The organism is Variovorax jilinensis (assembly GCF_030316885.1).
In the GTDB taxonomy this organism is placed as follows: Bacteria; Pseudomonadota; Gammaproteobacteria; order Burkholderiales; family Burkholderiaceae_C; genus Variovorax; species Variovorax jilinensis.
Genome location: NZ_JASZYQ010000009.1, coordinates 91,140 through 114,746 on the forward strand (window position 1 = coordinate 91,140; position 23,607 = coordinate 114,746).

22 protein-coding genes are annotated in these 23,607 nt (G+C 64.8%); 14 read left to right on the forward strand and 8 right to left on the reverse strand.

The features are described 5' to 3' along the window. Positions 1–84: 84 nt before the first annotated feature. From QTH87_RS23515 to QTH87_RS23535, 5 genes are all read left to right on the forward strand, one after another. Positions 85–987, forward strand: coding sequence for a hypothetical protein (locus QTH87_RS23515; RefSeq protein ID WP_286612528.1), 903 nt, complete (start codon positions 85–87; stop codon positions 985–987). A 30-nt stretch (positions 988–1,017) separates the two neighbouring features. Then, positions 1,018–2,574, forward strand: a complete 1,557-nt coding sequence (locus QTH87_RS23520) for a hypothetical protein (protein ID WP_286612530.1) — start codon at positions 1,018–1,020, stop codon at positions 2,572–2,574. A 21-nt stretch (positions 2,575–2,595) separates the two neighbouring features. After that, a complete protein-coding gene (locus tag QTH87_RS23525) occupies positions 2,596–4,512 on the forward strand; it encodes a DnaJ-like cysteine-rich domain-containing protein (RefSeq protein WP_286612532.1) in 1,917 nt (638 codons plus the stop codon). Positions 4,513–4,633: 121 nt separating this feature from the next. Further along, positions 4,634–4,807, forward strand: a complete 174-nt coding sequence (locus QTH87_RS23530) for a hypothetical protein (protein ID WP_286612534.1) — start codon at positions 4,634–4,636, stop codon at positions 4,805–4,807. A gap of 395 nt (positions 4,808–5,202) precedes the next feature. Further along, on the forward strand, positions 5,203–6,126 hold the full coding sequence (locus QTH87_RS23535; RefSeq protein ID WP_286612536.1) for an extracellular catalytic domain type 1 short-chain-length polyhydroxyalkanoate depolymerase: 924 nt from the start codon (positions 5,203–5,205) through the stop codon (positions 6,124–6,126). 180 nt (positions 6,127–6,306) lie between these two features. On the opposite strand, the gene QTH87_RS23540 is transcribed toward QTH87_RS23535, so the two are convergent. Together QTH87_RS23540 and QTH87_RS23545 are read right to left on the reverse strand one after the other, a co-directional pair. Next, positions 6,307–9,000, reverse strand: coding sequence for an excinuclease ABC subunit UvrA (locus QTH87_RS23540; protein ID WP_286612538.1), 2,694 nt, complete (start codon positions 8,998–9,000; stop codon positions 6,307–6,309). A gap of 301 nt (positions 9,001–9,301) precedes the next feature. Next, positions 9,302–9,481, reverse strand: coding sequence for a DUF3606 domain-containing protein (locus QTH87_RS23545; protein ID WP_286612540.1), 180 nt, complete (start codon positions 9,479–9,481; stop codon positions 9,302–9,304). 151 nt (positions 9,482–9,632) lie between these two features. Here QTH87_RS23545 and QTH87_RS23550 point away from each other — a divergent pair, with 151 nt between their 5' ends. Beyond that, complete coding sequence (locus tag QTH87_RS23550; protein WP_286612541.1) at positions 9,633–10,289, forward strand: ATP-dependent DNA ligase; 657 nt, start codon at positions 9,633–9,635, stop codon at positions 10,287–10,289. Next, the gene (locus tag QTH87_RS23555; protein ID WP_286612543.1) at positions 10,286–10,438 is read left to right on the forward strand and encodes a hypothetical protein; all 153 of its coding nucleotides are present in this window, start codon (positions 10,286–10,288) and stop codon (positions 10,436–10,438) included. Before QTH87_RS23550 ends, QTH87_RS23555 begins: the two co-directional genes overlap by 4 nt. A 149-nt stretch (positions 10,439–10,587) precedes the next feature. Here the strand turns inward: QTH87_RS23555 and QTH87_RS23560 are convergent, their stop codons facing one another. Both QTH87_RS23560 and QTH87_RS23565 read right to left on the reverse strand, forming a co-directional pair. Beyond that, positions 10,588–14,667 (reverse strand): PAS domain-containing protein, encoded by a 4,080-nt coding sequence (locus tag QTH87_RS23560; RefSeq protein WP_286612545.1) that lies wholly within the window; start codon positions 14,665–14,667, stop codon positions 10,588–10,590. After that, positions 14,664–15,605: a response regulator gene (locus QTH87_RS23565; RefSeq protein WP_286612547.1), complete on the reverse strand. Its 942-nt coding sequence runs from the start codon at positions 15,603–15,605 to the stop codon at positions 14,664–14,666. Before QTH87_RS23565 ends, QTH87_RS23560 begins: the two co-directional genes overlap by 4 nt. A 186-nt stretch (positions 15,606–15,791) precedes the next feature. On the opposite strand from QTH87_RS23565, the gene QTH87_RS23570 reads away from it, so the two are divergent. Then, entirely contained in the window at positions 15,792–16,418 is a 627-nt protein-coding gene (locus QTH87_RS23570) for a LexA family protein (protein ID WP_286612549.1), read from the forward strand. 342 nt (positions 16,419–16,760) lie between these two features. Here QTH87_RS23570 and QTH87_RS23575 read toward each other — a convergent pair whose 3' ends face one another. Continuing rightward, on the reverse strand, positions 16,761–16,988 hold the full coding sequence (locus QTH87_RS23575; protein WP_286612550.1) for a DUF1254 domain-containing protein: 228 nt from the start codon (positions 16,986–16,988) through the stop codon (positions 16,761–16,763). Between the two features lie 312 nt (positions 16,989–17,300). On the opposite strand from QTH87_RS23575, the gene QTH87_RS23580 reads away from it, so the two are divergent. Next, a complete protein-coding gene (locus QTH87_RS23580; protein ID WP_286612552.1) occupies positions 17,301–18,077 on the forward strand; it encodes a hypothetical protein in 777 nt (258 codons plus the stop codon). Positions 18,078–18,109: 32 nt separating this feature from the next. Further along, positions 18,110–18,274 (forward strand): hypothetical protein, encoded by a 165-nt coding sequence (locus tag QTH87_RS23585; RefSeq protein ID WP_286612553.1) that lies wholly within the window; start codon positions 18,110–18,112, stop codon positions 18,272–18,274. A 32-nt stretch (positions 18,275–18,306) separates the two neighbouring features. Here the strand turns inward: QTH87_RS23585 and QTH87_RS23590 are convergent, their stop codons facing one another. Continuing rightward, positions 18,307–18,897 carry an acyl-homoserine-lactone synthase gene (locus QTH87_RS23590; protein WP_286612555.1) on the reverse strand — a complete coding sequence of 197 codons (591 nt, stop codon included), beginning with the start codon at positions 18,895–18,897 and terminating at the stop codon, positions 18,307–18,309. 75 nt (positions 18,898–18,972) lie between these two features. Beyond that, the gene (locus QTH87_RS23595; RefSeq protein ID WP_353506164.1) at positions 18,973–19,557 is read right to left on the reverse strand and encodes a DUF4902 domain-containing protein; all 585 of its coding nucleotides are present in this window, start codon (positions 19,555–19,557) and stop codon (positions 18,973–18,975) included. Positions 19,558–19,638: 81 nt separating this feature from the next. Between QTH87_RS23595 and QTH87_RS23600 the strand changes: the two genes are divergently transcribed. Then, positions 19,639–20,352: an autoinducer binding domain-containing protein gene (locus QTH87_RS23600; RefSeq protein ID WP_286612557.1), complete on the forward strand. Its 714-nt coding sequence runs from the start codon at positions 19,639–19,641 to the stop codon at positions 20,350–20,352. A gap of 36 nt (positions 20,353–20,388) precedes the next feature. Next, positions 20,389–20,736 carry a hypothetical protein gene (locus QTH87_RS23605; RefSeq protein ID WP_286612558.1) on the forward strand — a complete coding sequence of 116 codons (348 nt, stop codon included), beginning with the start codon at positions 20,389–20,391 and terminating at the stop codon, positions 20,734–20,736. 123 nt (positions 20,737–20,859) lie between these two features. On the opposite strand, the gene QTH87_RS23610 is transcribed toward QTH87_RS23605, so the two are convergent. Further along, a complete protein-coding gene (locus tag QTH87_RS23610; RefSeq protein WP_286612559.1) occupies positions 20,860–21,555 on the reverse strand; it encodes a glutathione S-transferase family protein in 696 nt (231 codons plus the stop codon). A 209-nt stretch (positions 21,556–21,764) separates the two neighbouring features. Between QTH87_RS23610 and QTH87_RS23615 the strand changes: the two genes are divergently transcribed. Next, the gene (locus QTH87_RS23615; RefSeq protein ID WP_286612560.1) at positions 21,765–21,956 is read left to right on the forward strand and encodes a hypothetical protein; all 192 of its coding nucleotides are present in this window, start codon (positions 21,765–21,767) and stop codon (positions 21,954–21,956) included. 260 nt (positions 21,957–22,216) lie between these two features. Next, positions 22,217–23,467 (forward strand): DUF1835 domain-containing protein, encoded by a 1,251-nt coding sequence (locus tag QTH87_RS23620; protein ID WP_286612561.1) that lies wholly within the window; start codon positions 22,217–22,219, stop codon positions 23,465–23,467. Positions 23,468–23,607 lie beyond the last annotated feature (140 nt).

A 23,607-nucleotide genomic window follows, 5' to 3' on the forward strand; every position in this document is an offset into this window, starting at 1 on the left:
TTGGCAAACGTGAAGCGCGCGGGATAGTCGAACGTAGTAACAAGTGTTACTAAGCACCGCTTAGTGTTGAGTACAGTTGTTACCATGAATCCTTCGTCCGTCGCTGGCATGCAGCGCAAGGCAGCCGCGACTCGCCTTCTCGTTGGCAGCTCGCTTGGTCCCGCGCTTCATCCGACCACGCTCTTGCCAGAACGTGTGGGTGGTGCACGCGCGCCAGCGTATCGAGCGCCGCTTCGCTTGCGCGCGCTCGCCAAGGTGCTCCTCGCTTGCGCGTCATGGGCCGCCCTGTTCCTGCTGCTCGCGGGGTGCGCACCGCCCAGATCCAAAGGGGCGAGCCAGACGGAGATCGCAGCGGATGCGGCTCGCAATGGCCAGATCCTGGAAGTCTTTCGCCTGCCCAATGGAAACCCGGGGACTTTGCGCCTGCTCAATGGCGAGTACGTCCTACGGCTAGACATGATCCAGAAGTCCATCCCCGTGGGGCGAGGCAGCGCCGTGCGCATCGTGCGTATCGACCAGATCGGCGAGCGCGCAACGGTACTGCTGGAAAAGGCCCTCTCCAACTGCCCATACGCGTATCAGTTGATCTCGGTGCGGGGGCCCGAAACCTCCACATGGGATGCCTACGGCGATTGCCAGGGCAAACCGAACATCGTGGAGAAAGGGGGGTCGCTCTCGCTGGAGTTTCCACTTCAGCGAACTGTCAAGCGCTTCACCTATGTGGATGGACGGATGATCCGCGAGGAAGTCCCGCGCCCTCCCGAGCCTGCCCGTGAGGCCAATCCCACGCGGCAATCCAACAAGTCTGGGGACGATGCCCGGCCGCGCAAAGCATCGCCGGATGCCGGGAAACGGTCATCGACGACCGTCGCCGCGGACCCACCTCGACCGAGCCGCCCGGCGCCTCGCACCGCACCGCCGGCACCGGACCTTGTCATTCCCAAGGACACACCGGACTCTCAGGTTCGCATCAAGCTAGACGACTAGTTCGGTCCGCTTAGCGCTCAGTGATTTCGCATGTCTCGTCCAACCACGCTCGGCCTGATCGTCCTGACGGCGATCTACCTCACCTTCGAACTGGCCTTCAACGCCCGCCTGCTCGACGTGGTCGGCGGTGCTGCGTCGATCGATCAAGTGCACCACATCGAGGTGTATGGCCGACTGCTCTCGGGCATTGCAGCGGCACTGTTCGTGCTGCAGTTTCTCCTGCGATCGTCGCGAAGCCTCAGCGAAGGCCCAGGGGTCATAGGCATCACCTTCTGGTGCCTGCTGACCCTCGGAGGTGTTTACTTGTCTCTGCAGTTCGTCGTGGACTCCCTGGTTCACAACAGCACCGCACGGTTTCGACGCCAGGCCATGAACCTGGTCCTGGTGCAGCGAGCCATGGTGCAAGGACGAGCGCAACTCGATGGCCTCAGCCACGAAGACGCGCAGGTCTTCGCACGACCAGAGGGCAAGGCCTTCCTCGCCTTGTTTCCCCTGCTCTCGAGCTCTATCGAGCGCCTGGACGAGAAGATCGACAACGCAAAACAAACCTTGCTGGAACAGCAGGCCGGGCGCGAGCTCCATGGGACGCGCGGAGTCTATGAGAGCTACAGCGCGACCATGAAGGAGGTTCGCAAGCAGTGGACCAACTACGCCAACGGGACGAGTCCGCAGCTCGATGAGGAGGTCAGGCGCCAGCAACACGACGCGTGGGTGCGCTACGAGCGCGATCTCGCCCGCCGGGGCTGGAAACCATGGACGGTGCCGGCCCGCTACCGGCCCGCAGTCGCCAATCAGGTCCGTAGAGACCTGCCGATCCCGGGTGACTGGCAGCCTTACGATCGTCTTGGCTTCTACAAGGCGGTCGACGAGCAAGTGAGGGATCAGGCACGCCGCAGGTCCGATGGCTCCATTCGGGTGGGTGGACAGCGCGTGCCGGGCGGGCTGGAATACAAGGACTTCGTACTGCATCCCGCAATTCAGGCCGATCTGCGACGACAGCTCGAGTTGCCGGCCGGGGTCGTGGTGGCGCCGAGCTACGAGTCCGGCGAGCAGTTTGTCGCGCGGTTCTACAAGCCACTGGTGCAGGCGTTGGCCGCAGAGCAACTGCAGCGGTATACGGCTCCCCTGGATTCGTTCGAGACGGGCGGCATCAACGAGAGCCTAGGTCGCGATGCGGCGCGGGCTGCTCTTGTTCCCCCCATCGCGCTCCTGTGCTCGCTCTTGGGTGCGATCGGCCACCTGGCCAAGCTGCTCTTTTTAGGCGTTAAAGCGCTGGGCAGCGGGTCCGAATCGGGCAAGGTCCGGGCGCTCAATCGATGGACATGGCTTGTACCCGTCGTCACGGTGGTGTCCTTCTGGACCGTACTGAGCGTGATGAACAACGACGTCACCAGCAGCCGGATCTACATGTATCTGGGCGCGCAAGCGCGTGCGAACTCGACCGGTGTGCGCGCTTTGACCGGTTCCATTGCACTGAACGCCATGCATGTGGTTGCGGTCGGACAGGCTTACGCATACCCCTTCAATGAAGGCGTTCGCAACCGGGTTCTGCGCGGTCTGGACTATGGATACGAAACACCCCAATGACACGGTTCAGCCAAGGCGCAGATGAGCACCATGACAAGCGAAGCAGTGAGTGAGATGGAGCCTTCAGGAAAGGCAGGGGAAACCCAGCCCGGGAGGAGCGTGGCGGCGCCGGCAGGACAAGCAGTTGCAAATGCGAAGACCGCCCGCGCCCCGGCCACGGGCACGGGCACGGGCACTTCGAGCAGAACACCAGGATCGCTGACGCTGACTGTGGGCCGCCACGTGGAAGAAAACACGCGATTCCGCAGTGCCGATCTGAGTGAGGAATGCGAGCAAACGAGCTCGGCGATGCAGGGCACGTTGATGCTGAGTCAACAGGTGGGCGTGACGGTGCAGACCAACGACCGTGCTGGGCCGCTGCCCGGCGGTGTGCAGGTGGTGCAGTCGGAACAGGCCATGCTGCAAGGATTGCGGGCAATGCACGAGCGATGCATCGAGGAACTGCCTGCACGCATCGACGCGTGGGCGAGTCGCGACGATGGAACCTATCGGCGCCTGCTGCCGCGCGGAGACGTGCTGAGCGGCTTCGAGCACATGCTTGGCCATCAATATCAGTGCGGCGTCTGCAGTGGCCGGGGCGAAGTGCGCTGTCGCAATTGCAGTGGCGAAGGCGAAGTTCAATGTGTCCCGTGCCACGGCAAAGGGCGCATCAGCTGCACGATCTGCTATGGCACCAGCAAGCGTGACTGCAGCCGATGTAGCGGAAGAGGGAACTACAGCGAAAGCTACATCCGAGACGTCTGGGACAGCGGGGCCAAAACGTATGTCACACGGACCGACTGGCGCACGGTCCAATGCATGGCTTGTAGCGGCGGCAAGGTGCAGTGCACCTATTGCCAGCATGACGGAAGGAACCAGTGCTCGAGTTGCGCAGGCAGAGGGGTGTGCAACTGCGGCACCTGCGGTGCAACAGGAACAGTGGACTGCCAGCACTGCGCGGCCACGGGATGCCGCCACTGCCTGGGTCAACTGAGCTGTGAGATTGCCTCGCACGATCAGCTGACGCTGCAGCACAGCGACGAGGAGGCCAAGGAGCTCGCGCGAGCACATATCGATGTGAAGAGCCTGCCTGACTATGGCCGGCGTGGCCGCACTACCCATCGCCGCCATGACGAACGTGCTGTCAGCAGCGCCTATCCGGTGAGCGTGGAAGTGACTCGGGCGCAGATCGCCGTGGGCAAGGCTTCATTTTCGGTTCATGCGTTTGGAAAGCAGCAGAAAGTCTTTGATTTCAAGAACATCGTCGGACACCTGCTCGCCAAGGACCTCCACGAGTTGCAGTCCTGCGTGCAATCCACGTCCTTGAGCGTCGATGCACGAGAGCTTCTGCTCGAGCGCGCGACTGCCTTCTTGGAATCGGAGATCAACATGAAGATCGCCGAAGGCGTTCTCGCATCGAAGAACTTCGAGGAGGCCGTCGCGGATGTGCGCTCTCACTATAAGAACCTCGTTGACGACCGCTATGTCGCCCAGGCCTCGACGGTACTGGAAAAGGTGCTGGGGAAGCTGTTCGGAGGCCGAATGTTCAAGCCGGGCGTCTACTGGGTGGGGCTGCTGACATTGGGAACCTGTGCAGCCACTTTGACGCAGTGGCCCGGCGGCTGGTATGGCGCGGTCGCCTGCGTGCTCGGCGCGGGCCCGGTTTGGGGGCTGCTGGAATGGCGAGCGCGGCAGTGCGTGGAGCAGGATTTTTTCGATTTCACAATCGGCGCACGCATGAAGTCGCTCATCGACAAGTCAGGGCTCGCGTGGCGGTTGCGCGGCACGGCTTTCGTCATCGCATGTGCGTTTGCGGCCAGCGCCTTCTGGGGAACCCAGTACCTTGCTTCAAGGTACAAGGCACATTTCGGTGGGCCTGAAGACATCGTGGCCAAGCGAGAGGCACGGCGAGACACCGCCGAGAAGCGATTTACATGGCGGATTTGGCCAGATCGATAAGGCAAGGCGCTGCGTCAGCCGCGCGATCGCCGTCGAAGAGGGTTCGAATCTGGCTTTGGCAACTGGTGCTGACGGGCGCCCAGGCACCAGCCTTGCGCGGCTGGCCGATGCGACGCAGCAAATGGGCATCGAACTCGCCTGGGCCTTGGGATGGCCGCTCGAAATCGCTCGCCAGGTGACCGAACACTGGGAAGGCATGTTGCGATCTGCGGCCGGCCCGACCATCGAAGACGCGGCACGCATGGATCGACTGTTGGCCGATTTCGGCCGTCCTTCGCGTACGCGCTATGGGTAACTCAGCCAACCGCGCAGGCCTGACCCAAGCCGGTTGGTAGGGTACGCGCATGCTTGGCGCAGCGCCCACGCTGGCCATGTAATTCGTTCCGACCTGTTCCAGCTAGGCCTCGCGGATACCTGTGGTCAGGATTGCGCAAGCTGACATGACAGGAATGCGGCGATAGGCAGTCGTCCGTGCTCAAGAGCGGAAGGACCGCAATCGCTGCTTACTGCCAGACGATGAAATGGTGCAGGGTAGGGCAGGGCCGACTCACCATCGGGCCCTGCTGGGAGCAAAGCGCCATGCGACTCATTGGCGAGCAAATACAAGCAAGGGACCCCGGCGCATGCACCTACATCCGGCAGCGCGATGGGATCACCGAGGACGCGAAGCGAGAGGCTCAAATTGCTGCAATGCACAAAACCCTCCCGATGTCCTTTCCGATGGCCTCCTGGTTCGATTTCGCCTCCGAGCTCAACGCATCGTTCTTCCCGGGCTCGGCAGCTGCCGCGCCTGGCTCGCCGCCAATGACGGAGCATCACGAAACTCACAGCCTGTTCGTTCCAACGAGCGCGCCTCGAAGCGGAGCGCCCATGGTGGTCATGCTGCACGGTGCAGGCCAGGACCCGGCTGATTTTGCAGCAGGAACGGGCATGAATGCGGCTGCCGAGCGACACGGGTTTGCGGTCCTCTATCCTGCCCAGAGCCCTCGGCACAACGCGCAGCAATGCTGGAACTGGTTCGACAGCGCCCATCAATCGCGCTCGACTGGCGACCCGGCACGAATCAATTCGCTGGCGTTGCGAGTGTCGAGGGAACTCGCCATCGACGCGGACCGCACCTACATCGCGGGCCTCTCCGCGGGTGGCGCAATGGCCGCCTTGCTCGGTGAGCTCTTCCCGGACGTCTACGCTGCGGTCGGCGTGCATTCCGGCTTGGCAGCGCTGGCGGGCGCCGATCTTTCATCGGGGCTCGCTGCCATGCGCGGCGCGAAGCGAGCAAGCAGCACCCCTACGGGCATGCCGACGATCGTATTTCACGGCGATCAGGACATCATCGTGCACCCCATCAACGGAAGTCAGGTGATGGAGGCTGCGTTCGGACCTGAGGGCGTGCATTCCACCCGACAGCACGTCGGACATGAGGGTCGCGGATACACGCGACGCGAATATGTCGGCGCAGACGAGGTCGTCTACGGCGAGCACTGGGTCGTACACGACGGCGGGCATGCCTGGTCGGGTGGAAGCAAAGCGGGGTCGTACGCGGACCCTCTCGGCCCGGACGCCAGTGAGGAGATGCTGCGCTTCTTCGGGCAGCGCCGCCGCACGACCCGGTAGGCCGCGAAAGCCCTGCGACAGGGCCAGGCTCACTGCTTGTCGCGTTCTCCTTCCTTCGGGCGCCCGCGGTCCTGGTAGGGCGAACTGCCTTGATTGCTCGACTCACCGACTCCGGCGTCGCTGGGGCGAACTGCCCGCCGAGTCTCTGGTCCGCGATTTGAAGCGCCCCATGCGGAGAGCTCAGGGTGATTGAAGGCTCAGGTAGCGGCCTGTCAGGCTCTCAGGCGCGGCGCGAATCGCCTGCGGCGGCCCCTCGGCCACGATCTGCCCGCCCGCGCTGCCGGCTCCCGGACCCAGGTCGATGATCCAGTCGCTTTGAGCCATCACCCGGAGGTCATGTTCGACAACCAAGACGGTATTGCCTGCCTCGACCAGCTTGTTCAGCTGCACCAGGAGCTTGTCGACATCGGCGGCGTGCAACCCGCTCGTCGGCTCGTCGAGGATGTACAGGGTATGGCCTCTGGGCGAACGCTGGAGCTCCGTCGCCAGCTTGATGCGTTGCGCCTCCCCGCCGGAGAGCTCGGTGGCGGGCTGCCCCAGACGCAAGTAGCCGAGCCCGATCGCTTCGAGCAAGCTCAATGGGCGTGCGATGGCGGGTTCTCCCGCGAAAAGCTGAGCCGCTTCCTTGACGGTGAGTTCCAGGACCTGCGCAATCGTGAGGCCCTGCCATTTGACCTTGAGCGTTGCCTCGTTGTAGCGCGCGCCGTGACAGCTTGGACAGGGCGCGTAGACGCTCGGCATGAAGAGCATCTCCACGCTCACGAAGCCTTCGCCCTCGCAGGTCGGGCAGCGACCCTTCGCGACGTTGAACGAGAAGCGGCCCGCATCGAAGCGACGCGCCCGTGCGGCCGGCGTGCCGGCAAACAGCTTTCGCACGCCATCGAAAAGGCCGGTATAGGTTGCCAGGTTCGAGCGCGGCGTGCGCCCGATGGGGCGCTGGTCGACCTGCACCAGCCGGTCGATCCTTTCTGCGCCCTCGCTGATACGCCCGGCCAGGGGCGAAGCCGGCGATTGCGCGTCAACTTCGCCGTCCGGTTCGGGATTCGGCAGTTCGTGCCCGAGGTGCGAAAGGACAAGTTCGACCAGTGCCTGACTCACGAGGCTGGATTTGCCGGCGCCGGATACGCCCGTGACGCAGGTGAACGTGCCCAACGGAAACGATGCGTCAAGGCCGCGCAGGTTGTTGCGGCACACCTGCGCGAGGCGCAGCCACCCGTCGGGTTCACGCGAGTTGCGGGCCGGCGTCACTTCGGGGTCGAACAGGTAGCGTCGGGTGTGGGACTCGGGCACGTTGCGCAGGCCCTCCAAAGGTCCGCTGTAGAGAACCCTGCCGCCTTCCGTGCCTGCGTCGGGCCCCACGTCCACGATCCAGTCCGCGTGTCGCATCAGGTCCAGGTCGTGCTCCACCACAAATAGCGAATTGCCGGCGGCCTTGAGCCGGTCCAGGGCGATGTGGAGCGCCTCGCTGTCGGCCGGATGCAAGCCCGCGGAGGGCTCGTCGAGCACGTACACCACCCCGAAGAGATTGGATTGGATCTGCGTGGCCAGGCGCAGGCGTTGAAGTTCGCCCGGCGACAGCGTAGGAGTGCTGCGGTCGAGCGACAGGTAGCCCAGACCGAGCGCGACGAGTGCGGCGATGCGCTCGTTGACGTCGTGGGCGATGCGCTGGGCAGCGATCCGCTTCTCCTCGGACAGCTCGCCGGTGCGTCGCACGTCAGGTGCGGCGCTGTGGCTGGCGCCGCCCGCGGCCACGCGCACGGCCGTCGCCTTGCGAGACGCGTTGCGGCTCAATGTGCGGTCAGCGGACGCACCGGCAGTCAATCTGCCTTCGGCGGCCGGACGGAGTACCTCGGCCAGCTCGCTCAGCGGCATGCGTGAAAGCGTTCCGATGTCATGCCCGGCAAACCGGACCTGAAGCGACTCGCGCTTCAGGCGCTTTCCCTCGCAGGTGGGGCAGACGGAGCCTGTCATGAACCGGGCCGCGCGTCGCTTCATCGATGCGCTCTGTGTTGTCGCAAAGGTGTGAAGGACGTACCTGCGCGCACCCATGTAGGTTCCCTGGTAGCTGGGTTCCAGCTTCTGGCGCAGGGCGGCGCGGGTCTCGGCAGGAGTGAAGCCGGCATACACCGGCACCGTTGGCTGCTCATCGGTGAAGAGAATCCATCGGCGGTCCTTCTTCGAGAGCTCGCGCCACGGGGTGTCGACGTCGTAGCCCAGACTTACCAGGATGTCGCGCAGGTTCTGGCCCTGCCAGGCCGGAGGCCACGACGCGATCGCGCGATCGCGAATGGACAGCGAGTCGTCGGGCACCATGCTCTCTTCGGTGACCTCGTACACGCGGCCCAGGCCGTGACACGTCGGACACGCGCCTTGAGGGGTATTGGGCGAGAAGTCTTCCGCGAAGAGCATGGCCTGTCGCGCCGGATACGAGCCGGCGCGCGAATAGAGCATGCGAAGCAGGCTCGAGATCGTGGTGAGGCTGCCGACGGAGGAACGCGCACTGGGCGTGCTTGCCTGCTGGCGCAGGGCAACCGCCGGTGGCAGGCCTTCGATGGAATCGACATCGGGCACGCCTACCTGGTCGATGAGGCGGCGCGCATAAGGCGAAACGGACTCGAAGTACCGGCGCTGTGCCTCGGCATAGAGCGTGCCAAAGGCCAGAGACGACTTGCCCGAGCCGGACACGCCGCTGAACACGACCAGCGCGTCCCGTGGTACGTCGACGCTGACGTTCTGCAGGTTGTGCTCGCGCGCGCCACGCACGAGAACGAAGTGGCCGCGGTCCACAGTCTTTGGGGACGCGGGCGCGAACCGTTTGCGCTCGCCCTGGTCAGTGGATGAGCCCTCGCGGCCAGGGAAAGGTGTCTTGGTCATGGCAGAACACCGTAAGGAACGCCATGAGTCGAGTGGGTGGGACATCGGAGGGCGCAGACGTGGGAGGAACCGACCTTTGGCAGCTGGAGCATCCAGCAGCCACCGGACGCCGTGTCACGTGCGCGGGGAATGACCGCCTGCCCACGCTATGGCCCCGCGCCCAAGGCCAGTCCAGCGCGGCGTGCCCGAACGCGAACGCCGAGAGCCGCTCACGCCCGGCAGCACGACGGGTGGTCTTTGCCATCGCCGCCGGCCGCGCTGCGCTTCCAAGTCGGGGCGAAGGCGCGAAAACTTGGCAAGGTCACTTTCGTTGGTTGAGGTGGACACGCACGTCCTCAGCCCGATCGCCCACGTCCCTTACCGCGAGCCGCAACTCCACTTCGGAGCAGCCGAAGGCCAACATCCAGGAACGCACCTCGTGCAGCTGCGTCACGTCGACCCGTCTCTCGTCCGGTGGGATGTCGATGGTCTCGTCAGTCATCTCGGTGTTTCTCCTTTGAGTCACGACATTGCCGTGGCCGGACCCGTCGACCCGTCGGCGGAGGCTGAAGGCGCGGACGGCGGCGGCCTACGTCTTGCGTTCACGGTGTCCGCTGACAGCCTCGAAGCCGCCTGTCGGTGAAAACCGTCACATGGACCTGGACGACTTCCCACCGATGCTGCTCGACGAGCGTCCTCTGGGCTTTGATCTGCCTGGATGGATTTACGAGATCAAGCTCGATGGCTACCGCGTCACGGCGATGTTTGGCGACCGGCAGTGCCGGCTCCCGTCCCGCAACGGCGCGGACTCTACGCGCTGGTTCCCCGAAGTTGCCAAAAGCCTTGCGTCACTTCCCGTAGGGTCGCTGGCGATCAACAGCGAGCGCTTCATCATCGACGGCGAGGTGTGCGTCTTCGACGATCTCGGCCGGAGCGACTTCGGTCGACTCCAGACTCGCGCGCGGCGGCAGGGCTGGTACCAGGGCTGCGACCTGGTTAGATTCGCGGCCTTCGACCTCCTTGTCTACGACGGAATCGATGTGACAGAGCAGCCCCTCGTGCAACGCAAGGCACTGCTTGCCGAGCTGCTCGACCCGGCGCCGGATGGCGTCCTTGCAGTGAAGCACTTCGACACGGACACCGAGCGCATCTTCAAGGAGGAAGTGATCGACCTGGAGACGGAAGGGTTTGTCGCAAAGCGCCTGGAGAGCCTGTACGTGCCGGGTATCCGGTCGCGCGACTGGGTAAAGATCAAGCGCCCGGCGGTGGTCCCGACAGAGCGGTTCAAGGACGGAGAAGCCCCGCCATGACGTGGCGCGTCACCCTCCCCAACGGCAGTGTGCTGCTGTACGACGACTGGTTCACGGCCCATATCGAGGCGTCTCTGCAGGAATACACGTTGTGCGTTCCGCTGATTCCGGAGGAGGTGGAGGACGAGCTCCCCAGCACCGGGTCGTAGCTGAGTCTGGCCGCCGCCAGGTGTTTCCGGGGCGCCCGCGCCTGCGAGAGATCAGGCCAGACGGCGCAGGAGGACGGACGTTGCTTCGTCATCGTCGATGGCCGGACCTCACGAAGGTGCCGGTGATGCGCGCTTCGCTTGGCATCGCGTCAACGCGCATCGAGGTAGCTCTGGAGCGCAGCCAGTTCGTGATCGAACCGCTCCACGAGGTGCCGCACGGCGGCCACGTGCCCGCCCTCGGCCCTCTGTTCGAGGTCCGAGCAGAGCTTGCCCAGGCGCGAGGCGCCGATCGACCGCGCCGACGACTTCAGTCGATGGGCCACGTCGGCCACCTCGCGCATGGCGTTCTGCTGCAGCGCCTGCCACAGGGCTGCTCGCGCGTCGACGCCCGAACGGCGAAAGGTGTCGAGCACATCGGCCATCACGGACGGGTCGTCGCCGATCAGCGCCGAAAGTACGCGCAGGTCCGCCGGCGCCTCCGGCGGCGTCAGGGCGAGCCCCGCATCGATCGCCGCCTTGAGGTCGACGAGGCGCACGGGTTTGCTGAGGTAGGCGTCCATGCCGGCCGAGAGGCAACGCAGTTCCTCGTCGCGCAGCGCGTTGGCGGTCAGGGCGATCACGGGCGTGTGACAAGCGGTCGGCTCTTCGCGACGGATCGCCGCGACCAGCGCGTAGCCGTCCATGGCGGGCATGTGCAGGTCGGTGAGCACCAGGTCGTAGCCGCCGCGCTGCCACAGCGCGAGCGCCTGCTGTCCGTCGGCCGCCACATCCGCCGCGAAGCCGATCAGGGCCAGCTGGCGCAGGATCACCTTGCGATTGGTCTCGTTGTCTTCCGCGATCAGGATCCTTGGCATCGCTGCGGTGGCTGCCGGGGTGCGGGTCGAGGCCACCACCGGTGGCGTGTCGGCCACCGGGTCGTCCTCGGGGTTGCCACTGGCGAGCGACAGCGCTCTGAAGAAGGTACGTCGCGGCAGTGAGTTGGCGTCGACACGCAGCAGACCGTCCGCTTCGATGCGCGGACGCCGCAGCTCGCCCCAGCCGAGCACCATGAAGCGGTCGCGCCCATCCTCGCGCGTCGGTGCCAGCGCGCGACAAGCATCCAGGCTCATGGGCGGCGTGGCGGGGAGCATCAGCCACAGCAGGTCGCAAGCGCCGCGCGACGCCGCGGCGGCGTCTGCGGACGTGGCAAAGCGCTCGACGCACGCGCCTGCGTGGCGAAGCAGCATCGAGAGATCGTCGCCGAGCGACGTCTCGGTCCCGACGACGCGACAGCGCAGGCCCGCGGCCCGCGGCTCCGACCCGTCGACCGCCGCTGCCGCGTTGACATCCCGCGCCAGCCGAAGTCGCACCGCAAAGCGCGAACCCTCGCCGAGGGTGCTCGTGACCGAGATCTTCCCGCCCATCAGTTCCACCAGCATGCTGGAGATCGCCAAGCCGAGACCGGTGCCGCCGAAGCGCCGCGTGGTCGAGACGTCGGCTTGGGAGAAGGGCGTGAACAGCTGTGCAAGGGTGGCCTTGTCCATGCCGATGCCGTCGTCCTCGACGATGAAGTCGATGGTCACCGCGTCCGGGTGCCGCGCGACCAGCAATGCCCGCACCGAGACTCGCGAGGCGCTCGCGCGCCCGCTGGAGAACTTGATCGCATTGCCGGCGAGGTTGACCAGCACCTGCCGCAAGCGCGTCTCGTCGCTGATGACGACGTCGGGTATGTCGGGGTCGACATGCACCGTGAAGCGCACGCCGCCCGCCATGGCCCGGTGGTCGAACATGCCGCCCATCTTCTCCACCATGTCGGCCAGGCGGACCGGCTGGGCCTCCAGCGTGAGTCGACCGGCCTCGATCTTGGAGAAGTCGAGGATGTTCTCGACGATGCCGAGCAGTGAGAACCCCGAGTCGCGGATCAGGTCGACCACCTCGAGCTGGTCGCCGGTCAGCGTGCTGCGATGCAGGACGTCGATCATGCCGATGACGCCGTTCATCGGCGTTCGTATCTCATGGCTCATCGCGGCGAGGAACGACGACTTGGCGCGGCTGGCCTGTTCGGCTTCGTCCCGCGCGAGCTCGAGGTCGGCGGTTCGCGACAGCACGCGCGCCTCGAGCTCGATGTTCATCTCGCGCAACGCGTCCTGGTCGCGCTTGCGCTCGGTGATGTCCTGCACCATGACCACGATGCCGATGACCTGATTGTCCGCATCGCTGTAAGGCACCTTGTCTGTCTGCAGCCAGACCGTCTTCCCGTTGCGTTGCGCCTTCTCCAGTACGCCGAGGCGGGGCCGCCCCGAACGGATGATGTCCTGGTCTTCGGTGCGCATGTGCGCCATCTCCGGATAGAGGTCGATGGCCGACCGGCCTTCGAGGTCGTCGACGGTCTGGCCCGTGAACTCGGCCGCGCGGCGGTTCACGCGCACCACCACGTCCTGCGTGTCCTTGAACCAGATCATGGCCGGCACCAGGTCGAACAGGATGCGCAGTTCCGTGCGCTGGCGCTGCAGGTCCTGGTGACTGCGTGCGATCTCGATATCGGCGCGCCTGCGCTCGCTGATGTCGCGCATGACCGCCGATAGCGACGCGACCTGCCCATCGATGCCCTTGTGGGCGACCAGGACCTGGGATACCGGAAACTCGCGGCCGCGGCGGGCGCGCAGGATGGTCTCGCCGCTCCATGTGCCGTCGCGGACCGCGGTCCGGATGCCCTCGGCCACGATCTCCCCGCTGCCCTGTAGCGACACGAAATCCCATGCCAGGGCATCGGCGAGGATTTCCGCGTCGTCCACTTCGAGCGCCTTGCGACCGGCGCCGTTGAGATACAGCAGATGCCCCGTGGCGTCGCAGATGCCGACCAGATCGGTGGTGGATTCGAGGATGGCGGCCAGGCGAGCGCGTTCGGCGTCGCCGCGCTTTTGCGCCGTGACGTCCTGCAGCGCACCGTGCACGCGCGCGATTGCCCCGGCGGCATTGCGTTGGGCCTCCCCGGTGCAGCGCACCCAGATGGCGCGCGACTTTGCCGTGCGCATCTGAAGCTCGACGTCGAACGACTCGCCGCTTTGCACGCAGGTCTCCAGGGCCCGTCGGATCAACGCCACCGACTGCGGCGCATAGAAGGCGAAGGCCTCGTCGAGCGTCGGCACCGTGGTGGAAGGCACCTCGAGGATCTCGCGCACGCCTTCGGACCACAACACATGGTTGCTCGGGAGTTTCAGCGCCCAGCCACCCAGATGTGCGGTGCGGCCGGCGATGCGCAGCAGCGACTCGCTTTCGCCGAGGCGTTGCTCGGCACTGCGTCGTTCGATCGCGGCCCAGGAGCGTTCCACGGCTTCCTGCACCGTGGCGACTTCGCCCGCGCTCCAGCTGCGCGGCCGGGTCTGATGCACCGCGATCAAGGCGCGCAGTTGTCCGCGTTTCACGAGCGGGCAGCAGACGATCGCCTCGATGCCGAGCTTGCCGAGGATTTCGCTGCCATGGCCGCCGTGCAACTCGCGCTCGACGTCCCGCATCACCAGCGGCCGGCCCGCCTTCAGTTCGGCCACCATCTCCGTGCCGAAGCGCGACAGCACATAGTCGCCGACCGTGCTTGCGCAATCGACCGCATGGTCATGCACGATCCGAAAGCGCTCGCCGTCTTCGTCGACGTCCGCGTAGGCGCACCGCGACGCCTGCAGGTGTTCCGCGAGCATGCGGCAGGTGGTGTCCATGATCTGGGCCGATTCGCTCAGTCCGCGTGTCGCGAGCGCGAGTTCGCAGAGGAAGTCGGTGCGCTTGCCGCTTTCGGCCAGCACCTCCCCGACCAGCATCCTTTCGCTGATGTCGCTGTGCATGACCACGACGCCGTCGACGCCCGCGCGCCCGGGCGTGGCCATCGGCGTCATCGTGATGCGGAACCAGCGCCGCCGTGCCGGTGTGTGGCAGGGATAGTCGAGCGCGAAATGCTGTGTCTCGCCGCGCAGCATCGCGCGCAGCCCGGCCGCGGTCTGCCGTGCGTAGGGCGCATCGGCGCCCAGCGCGCGATCACAGACATCCAGATAGTTGGCGCCGACGTCGTCCTTGGCATGCGCCGCACCCTCACCGCGCGCAAATTCGCGCCAGGCGAGGTTGACCGACACGATCACCGCATCCTGGTCCAGCACGGCCACGTTCGCGGGCAGCGCGCTGATGACGTCGCCCAGCAGGCCGCCGAGCCGGGGATCGCTGGCTTGCAGCCGTGGCGGGGCGGCGTCGAACCCCGCTTTCATCCGGCCAGAACCGGCGGGCGTGTCGCGTGGGCGGGTGAGGGCTCGCGCGCGCCGTAGAGAGCTCGGCGCAGGCGCAGTTCGCTGTCTGACAGCACGGTGTCGCTGCGCCAGCGCTCCAGCGCCATCTGGATCGTGGCGTGCAGGCCCCGTTCCGTGAAAGGCTTCAGCAGGTAGCCGTAGGCACCGCTGCCGCGCGCCCGCCCCAGCACCGCGTCTTCGGAGTAGGCCGTGAGGAAGACGACCGGCACGCGACGCAGCTTGGCGATCGACGCCGCTGCCTGGATGCCGTCGCCCCCGGCGCCCAGGTTGATGTCCATGAGCACCAGGTCGGGCTGCGTTTCCCGGGCCAGATCGATCGCCTGGTCGCTGGTCGCAGCGGGCCCGATCACTTGGTAGCCCAGTCGGCCCAGGGTGTGCTGCAACAGCAGCGCGACGACGCTGTCGTCGTCGACGACCATAACCCGGACCTTCGCATCCTTCGCGACGTCGCCTGTCGGCAAGGCTAGCGCCGGCGGCTGGGCCGCCATCACCGGGCGCTCGGCCGGCCCGCCGCGCACAGTGCCAGCGATCGGGTCGCACAGGATCAGCGAGGCCCGGTAGGCCGCACGGCCTGCGAGCTTGGTGTGCAGGCCGAGCTTCTTCCAGTCCTCCTCGCGCTCCTGCGGGGTCATGGCATGCGGCGGGTCGGTCAGGGTGTGCGCCACCGCCAGCAGTGAGATGGCCGAGCGCAGGCAGAAATTGACGGCCGAGATGGCGGGGCGGGACTTGAAGTTCTGATCCTCCGTCTCGCGCACCTGCTGCTGTTCGTCGTCGCTTAGGGCCATCAGCTCGGTCGGCGACTGGAAATTCACGGCTTCGAGCTCGCTGAAGATGTGATGCGACGCCAGCTCGATGACGTCGATCGCGCGCACCAGAAGATCGGCAGGGCTGGTCGCCACGGGGGAAGAAGGTGTCATGGGGTCCTTTTGTTCAGCTCGACATCGGGGGCATGATCGGTGCCGCTCTCGGGTCCTCCAGCGTGCTGAACTGGGCCTTCAAACCCGACACGGCTCCTGCCCACCGGGTATATGATTATTTTTTCATCATAACGGATTAATTTAATATCAAGGCGGAAAGGCCGTTTCATGACACTTCACCGTTTGATCCGCGAGGGTCGCCTCGCGCTCGGCATGACCGAACAGCAGTTCGCCGATGCGCTGGGCGTGAGCCGGGGTGCGGTTCAGTCTTGGGAGAAGCCAGGCGGCACCGCGCCGAAGCGGGCCAACCAGCCGCGTGTCGCCAAGCTGCTGGGGATGTCGGTCGCCGACATGCTGTCCGCCACGGCCAACTTCGGCCCCGACGCCCCGACGCGCCAGACGCGCGCGGTGGTGCCGCTGGTCTCCGAGGTGGAGGCCGGCAACTACACCGCCATCGACAATTTCAAGGGCGTCGATCACCTCGAGACCATTCCGGTGACGACGCCGGTCCAGCGCCACACCTATGCGCTTCGCGTCCATGGCGACAGCATGGAAGGCACCGGCAGGGACTCCTTCCCCGAAGGGTCGCTGATCGTCGTCGAACCCCAGATGGCGCCGTTGCCGGGCGACTACGTGATCGTGCTCAACAAGGCCAACGAGACCACCTTCAAGCAGTTGGTCAAGGACGCGGGCGAGCTGTTTCTCAAGCCGCTCAACCCGCGTTATGCCATCCGTCCGCTGGGCGACGCGGTGGTCATCGGCGTGGTCCGCGAGCTCATCAAGCGCTTTCGCTGAGCGCTTCTCAAGTGCGCGCACCGGCTTGCGGACCGGGACGGGGCTGACGTGGGTCGAGGTGCAGAGCCCCGTCAGACCCCCAGTGCACACGACGGACGTGGGCACTGGGAGCGTCGCACCTTGCTGGTACCTGGCGCCTCGGAAAGCGTGAAATGCGGATTCGAGGCCTAGCTGTCGAGGCGGGCCGTTTGACGGGGCCGCGAGCTCGATGGAGCGGCGCCTCCCGGTAGGCAGCTGACCACCGTTGATCATCGCTGCCCGCCTGAATTCGGCTTTGCAGCACCGTTTGCTGCCTCCCGCGGCCGGCTACCGAACCAACGCTGAATCGAACTGTGTGCGAACCTAGAGCTGCCGCATGTTGAACGGAATCGGTCCGGAGTCGTCCGACCTCGTCACCAGGAACAAACCGGTCTTCGGCCCCTTGTACCCACCCACGTCGTACACCAGTTCATCGAACATGTCGCCCACCTGGACGAGGTACCGGCGCGGCGTCGGCGGCGAAGGCACGCTCAGGACGACGGGCTCCTTGCGCAGGCCGCTGCTCCATAGCCGTCGATGCTTACGATTCACTCGAGACCGCGGCAGACAGGTATGTGGCACCCTGAGCAACCCGCTGGGCGCAGAATGCATCGAGGTCTGGCACGCACCACGACGGTCCTTCAAATCTGGATTCTGGGATGCGCAAGGGCCGGTAGGCGCCTTCTGGAAGGACAAGTCGCGGCAGGCACGCGGCATCGCCCTGAAGCGGGCGTCCGATGAGTTCGTCTCCTGCGAAGTCGAAGCACGAAGCGCGAAAAATGTCACGCTTGCAGACGCATGCCGGGCGGCGACCTACCAGAATTGTTAGTTACCTTTTGTTTGCGCTCCATGCCCAATCAAGGCATGGACATCGCACACCTTCTGAGCCGCTCCGAGATCCGCGTTCACCTTGCCGAAGACGCACTGATTGCTTGCGACATACGACGAACCATGGGCGCATCGAGGGTAGCGCGCAAGGCCACGTTCGATTTCAAGCTCGCTGGACGGGCGGGCGCCATGGAAGCGCTGGCGCGCTGGATCGCCACCGCCCCCGCACGACGCTCCATCGTGTGGGTGGTCGGCCCCGCCGATGCCCACTACTTCGTGTTGCCGTGGTCACCCGCCTGCATCGACCGGGCGCTGCGCGACGCCTATGCGCGCGAGCGCTTCGAGGAACTGTTCGAGCGTGACGCGCTGCAGTGCAAGTTCTGGTTCTCCAAGCAAACGGCCGGAACGGGACAACTGGTGTCCTGCATCTCCAACGAGCTCCATGCCGAGCTGGCGGCGCACGCCGAGCGCGCCCGGTGCGAACTCGAGGGCATCAAGCCGACGCTGTCGACGGTTTGGGACCGATTCCGGGACATCCTCGAAGGCGAACAGGGCACGCTGTGCGTGATCGAAGGCGACCAGCAGGCCATCGTTCGCCATGATGGCACCTACATCGAGCAGATCACGGTGAAGTCTGGCAAGGACGTGAAGACCTTGCCTACCGCACGCCACGGCAAGGTGCGGCTCTTTTCGAACAGGAGCACACGCATGCCGGCCGCCAGGGACTACGCCGAGCTCAACCTGCCGACCAACCGCGGATTTGTCGCGACGAACGATTCGGCCTATTCGTTTGCTCTCTGCGGCCCCCTCTGAGCGCCTCGATGCTCAGGGCAGGTTTGTTTCTCATGTCTCCGGTCCTGTCGATAGGCCTGATCGGCGCATTTGGTATTGCCACGTTGGCGGTGGTCTTTGGGCTCTGCTTGCTAACCGTGGTGTTTTCCTCCAGCAGGATCGAAGAAGGCGACGACGTGCCGGACACCGAAACCCAGCGCGCAGCCCTTGGCGTGTGACAAAGTCAGCCGGCGTCGTGCGTTGAACACGATCAGTGCGTGGGTCTCGCGATCACCTTGCGCTGCCGTGCCTCGACTTCGATCCAGCACGCGAAGATCGGGTGCCCGCCAACGATCATCGGTGGCCCTGCGCGGTGTGCGCGAAACCCTTCCCGGCGCAGCAGGCGTTCAATACCCAGCGGTGACACCGTGATGATCCGCTCGGCGCCTTGCGCGGCCGCTACCGCGATCGATTCCTCCAGCAGTGCGACCGCCACCTCCGATGAGAACTGGCTCAGGGCGCTGGACTGTGGCGCGTCAAAATCGACGGCCGCGAAGCGCGACAGCTCCCATACCCGCGGATCGCAGGGCGGGGGGGCGCCGCCCAGCAACTGCGGAAAGACCTCGCCAAGGAGGTAAGGGCTCGTCGTCGGCAACAGTCGCGCTGTTCCCACGACCTGGGCATCGGCGTTGCGCGCCGCGAGATACAGCGTGTCGTTGTGGTCGAACTGGTCCCGTTCGAGCCCCTGTTCCGTCACGAGGTCCCAACCCAGGGTCTCCACGAAGACCTTGTAGCGATAGCGTCCCACGTCCTCCATGACTTGGGGTGCGAGATGAGCAGGCCGGCCGGCAATTATTTCCATTTGTGTCTTTCCCGAGGTGTGTCGGGTGCATTTCAGCGTCGGCTCGGCAGTCGCGAAACTATCAAATCTGGTAGGTCAGGTGGAATAGCGCTGGCACACGGCATCGAATGCCTGAACGTTCCAGTCGAAGGTGTCGATGAAATTCGCCAGAACCTCGAGACTTTCGTCCCAAGGAAGCGGCTCATGGTCGGCACGTACCACGAGCACGTTGGTGCGCGGAAGCCCTTGGCGGACGACGTGCGGCGAAGCCTGGCGGGTCTCCAGGTGCCAGTCCCAGCCCAGCGTGAGGCCGGGCTCTTGCGCGCTGACCCATTCGGTGTATCCAGACAGATGTGTGCCGGCGCCGCATCGGGACCCTGCTGCGCCTTGTTCCGCCTCATCGATTCCGGAAATGAGATGCGTGAGCGTCATGCGCTCGAGATCCTGGGGGCGAAGCCGTAGCAACCCATCGGCTGTAAATGTACTCATAGGGATATTTTGTGATGGGAACGGCGGTGCGCCGCGCCATCTCAGAGCTTGCGTGTGCGCAACGCATAGATCAACCCCCACTTTTAAGAGGCTCCATGCGAGCGAGGCAGAGTTCACAATCAGTGAAGATTTCGGGAACCTGACGGCTGCACTGTGCACTTTGAGATTGTCATAACGTTGGATTGCGCGCATCGTAAGGAAACCCGGGGAGCTGTCGTCACCGTTGCCACCCTTCAGACCTAGTCTGTTCGCCGCTTTTCACACTCACGTTCCATGCAGCCGTTTCACGAAAATCTCCTGACCGCGCTCGACCGCGCGGTCGACGAGGAGGAGGTGTTTCAAGCGCTGCTGGCAGCAGCCCGGCAACTGGGTTTCGAGCACTGCGCGTATGGTCTGCGCCTGGCCGTCCCGATCTCCAATCCGAAGGTCATTACGCTGAACAACTACCCGCTTGTCTGGCAAACCCGCTATATGGAAGCAGGCTACTTGGCGATCGATCCCAGCGTGCGCCACGGGCAGAGCAACCAGACCCCGATCCTCTGGGACGATGCCCTCTTTTCATCGGCTGAGACGCTTTGGGCCGAGGCCAAGGACCAAGGTCTGCGGCACGGCTGGGCCCAGTCCAGTCTCGACGGGTTTGGCGTGGGCGGGATGCTGACGCTATCTCGCTCCTGCGAGGTATTGACGGCGCTCGAACTGCGCGAGAAGGACAGCGAAATGCGATGGCTGGTCCAGGCCGCGCACATCTCGCTGTCGCGCTTGATGAAGCGGAAACACGCGCCACAGCCCGTGGTCCCGCTGACCCCGCGCGAGATCGAGGTCCTGAAATGGAGTGCTGACGGGAAGACGGCCAGCGAGATCGGCGAAATCCTTTCGATCTCCGTGCCGACGGTGAACTTCCACATCAAGAACGTCGTTCACAAGATGAAGGCGGCCAACAAGACCGCTGCCGTGGTTCAGGCGCTGATCTCTGGATTGCTGCACTGATCGCAACGGCTGGGGACACCAGCTGCAATCGACTTGATGACCGACCAGATCCTTCGCGCTTTCACATTCTGGATACGCACCAAGTTGCGCGACGAATGTCGTGCCTATCTGGAGAGCACCAAGCTCAAGGAACTCGCGCAGGCGCCGGGCTGTCGGCGATCTGCCGCCCTGTTCCGCAATCTCGGGGACGGCACCACCGAGGTCGTGGTGATTTCCTTGTGGCAATCGATCGACTGCATCAGGGCGGCATTCGCCGAAGACTTTCAGCAACCGGGTATCGATTCCGCCGTGCGCCACAAGTTGTTCGACCGCGAGCCGACGGTGCGACACTATGCGATCAACGACGGGGATGCATTGGCACTGGTGCCGCCAGACTGGCACTAGCCTGATTTCCTCGTCTGGAGCCACTCGCGCACCTCTACTCGCCTGCCTTCCGCAGGTCGTGCTGTGAGAACGGCTGTCAGGCCCATCGCGAGCGCAGTGCGATCGTGCACCAGCCTTCGCGGGTCAAGCGGGCGGCTTTGGTACCTGGTCGTAGCGCATGTCGGCTGGAGAGTGGCGGGCGATCTCTGCCCTCTGGTCCGTCTCGGCCTTGACGTGGGCCGGACGTGCCAGGATCTCCTGCTGCCAGGCCGCGAGGGCGGGCAGGTCACCAAGCAGGTCGAGGCCGCGGGCGACCTTGAGGATGGACGCGAACATGAGGTCGGCAACCGTGAAGGTGTTGCCGACCCACCAGTCGCGCCCGTCGCGGGCCTTTTCCAACGCGGCAAGGCGCTCCTTCGCGAGTGCCCTCACAACGGGCTTGCGGGCGTCCTTTACTGCGTCGTCGTCCATGAAGTATTCGACCTCGGCGACATTGAAGAGAAACGGTTCTATCGAATTCAGGCCGGCGATCACCCATTGAATCGCGGCGGCACGCTCAGGCGTCCCTTCGCCGCCAATGCATCGCCCCGCTCGCATCGCCACGTCGAGCACGATGGCGCCACTTTCGAACATCGGTGGCCGACCTTCCTCCTCCAGCACGGGCAACTGCCCGAATGGCTGCAGGCTGTGCCGATAGCCCGCCGACTTCATCGTCGGCGCGTCGACGAGTCGGACCCGGTAGGACCAGTCAACCTCGTTGAGGATCCAGCGCACGCGGTGGTCGCGAACTTGACCGGCCGCAAATGGCGGCGCCCATTTCATGGCTGTGAGGGTGATCATCTGACTGTCTCCAGTTGAACATCGGACCGGGAATGCGCCCGCACCTTGGGAAGAGCCGTCGGCTCGCCCTTGCGATGGTCCGCCGCACGACCACACTCCCTGCGCGACGGACCAGATCGCCGATTTTCCCGAAAAGTGGCCTCGATTTCGACCTGTATTTCCGGACTCGAGGCGTAGGGCCATGCATCGGAATCGATGCTGAATCTTCCATGAGAACCACCGTCGCCATCGAAGACGATCTCTTCGACAAGGCCTGGGAGATGGCCGACCCGGATATGGAGCGTCAGGCATCTTCGGCGAAGCCCATGCGAGACCGCCTGCTGCAGCAGGCCCACGATAGGGGCGGGTTATCGCAAAGCATGCGCCAGGCGGAATCCGCGAGTGTCCGCTTTCTGAACTGATTGCAGACGACCATCGGTAGGGCGCGACAGGCGCGGATGGGCCCGAAGCGGCAGTACGCCTTCTCCGAAAGCAGACTCACGGCCTGCGTCGTGCCGAGAGTGGCCTCGAAGTTCGCGCGCCGCATCGGCATGTATAGAATTCACAGTGGCGTCTCTCCACGCCTCCCGTCCGCGGAAAGGGCTGCGCCCAGGTTTCAGATCACAGCGCATTCACATGCGACTCCCGGCCAACCAGCGGACAGGCCGACTTTGGAGATCGTATGTCCAACGACCAACGCGCCTCGGCCTCCAACGGCCACATCAACCTCGAGCAACAGCGCAAACGTGCCAAAGAGCTGTTGGTTAGGCTTAAAAATGGGGGCGCATCCGCGCAGGAATCCGCCCTCGAACGACTGAGTTCTTACTCGGGATCGCCTCGACTGGCAGATGCGCAGTGGCTCATCGCGCGTGAGCTTGGATTCGCAAGCTGGCCCAGGCTGAAGGCTCATGTCGATGCGGTCGAGTTCGCTGCCTTGCATCCCCGATTCGCGGCGGACGATGAGCCCGGGGTCCAGCACTGGCGCTGCGGAAACGACATTGCTCACAGCTTGCGGCTCGCGGGCTTCCAAGGTGAGTTCCACATGTTCGCGGACCCTCTGTGCATGGGCCCGGTACCGGACCTTCCCGACCTCGAATTCATCAGGTTGCGCAGCGAATTCGTGAGCAGTTCCTTTGAAATGCCGATGGAAGATGCCCGGCGCCGCATGGAGGGTGAGTACCAGGATCTTGCCCGGATGAGGCGGGCTCGACGTGCCGTCCTTTGGTGCGATGCGGACGCCTACGATCAGCTCTTCCTCATGGCGCTTCTGGCGCGGATGGATACGTTGCCGGAATCGGTGGAACTGATCGAGATCAGCCATGTCCCGGGGGTAGAGCGCTTCATAGGAATCGGCCAGCTGGCGCCCGAAGTGCTCGCTTGGCTGTGGCCGCAGCGAAGGCGTCTGGACGCAGCGGCCTTCGCGCTTGCACGCACAGCGTGGAAGGCGTATCGAGACCCCTCGCCGCAAGCCTGGGCTGAACTCAGCCTCGACGAAACCCCTTCGCTGCCGTTCTTGGCACCTGCCCTGCGTCGTCAGTTGCAGGAGCTTCCCTCGCTGTGCGACGGCCTGTCGTTGACTGAGCGGCTCATGCTGCGGATCACCCAGGAGCTCGACCGTCCGACGCTTGGGCAGGTCTTCAATGAGTTGACGAGCGTTCGCGAACCGCTTCCATTTCTAGGAGATTCGATGTTCTACGCATTGGCGCGCACCTTGATCGACGGTCCAGCCCCGTTGATGCGACAGTTCGATGTCCAGCATCCCTGGCCCCGCCGACCGCTCGAACTCACACCACTCGGCAAACAGGTTCTGGCCGGCAAGGCTTACTGGCTGGATCACGCAAGCGCGGTGCGTTGGGTCGGCGGCACGAAGATCGAGCCTGGGCGTCCCCATTGGGCCCTCGATGACCTGCTCGTTCCCAGGTGGCGCCTCTAGCAAGCGCGATCGCGCTTGTGGTTTTTGCGGCAGCGTGCGGTGACAAATCGTCAGTCCAGGCGGCGCTATCCAAGGTCGGCTCCTGGCCCAGGGCCGAAGTCAGAGGCATCGCTCAGCTTCTCCATATACGGGCGCTGCTT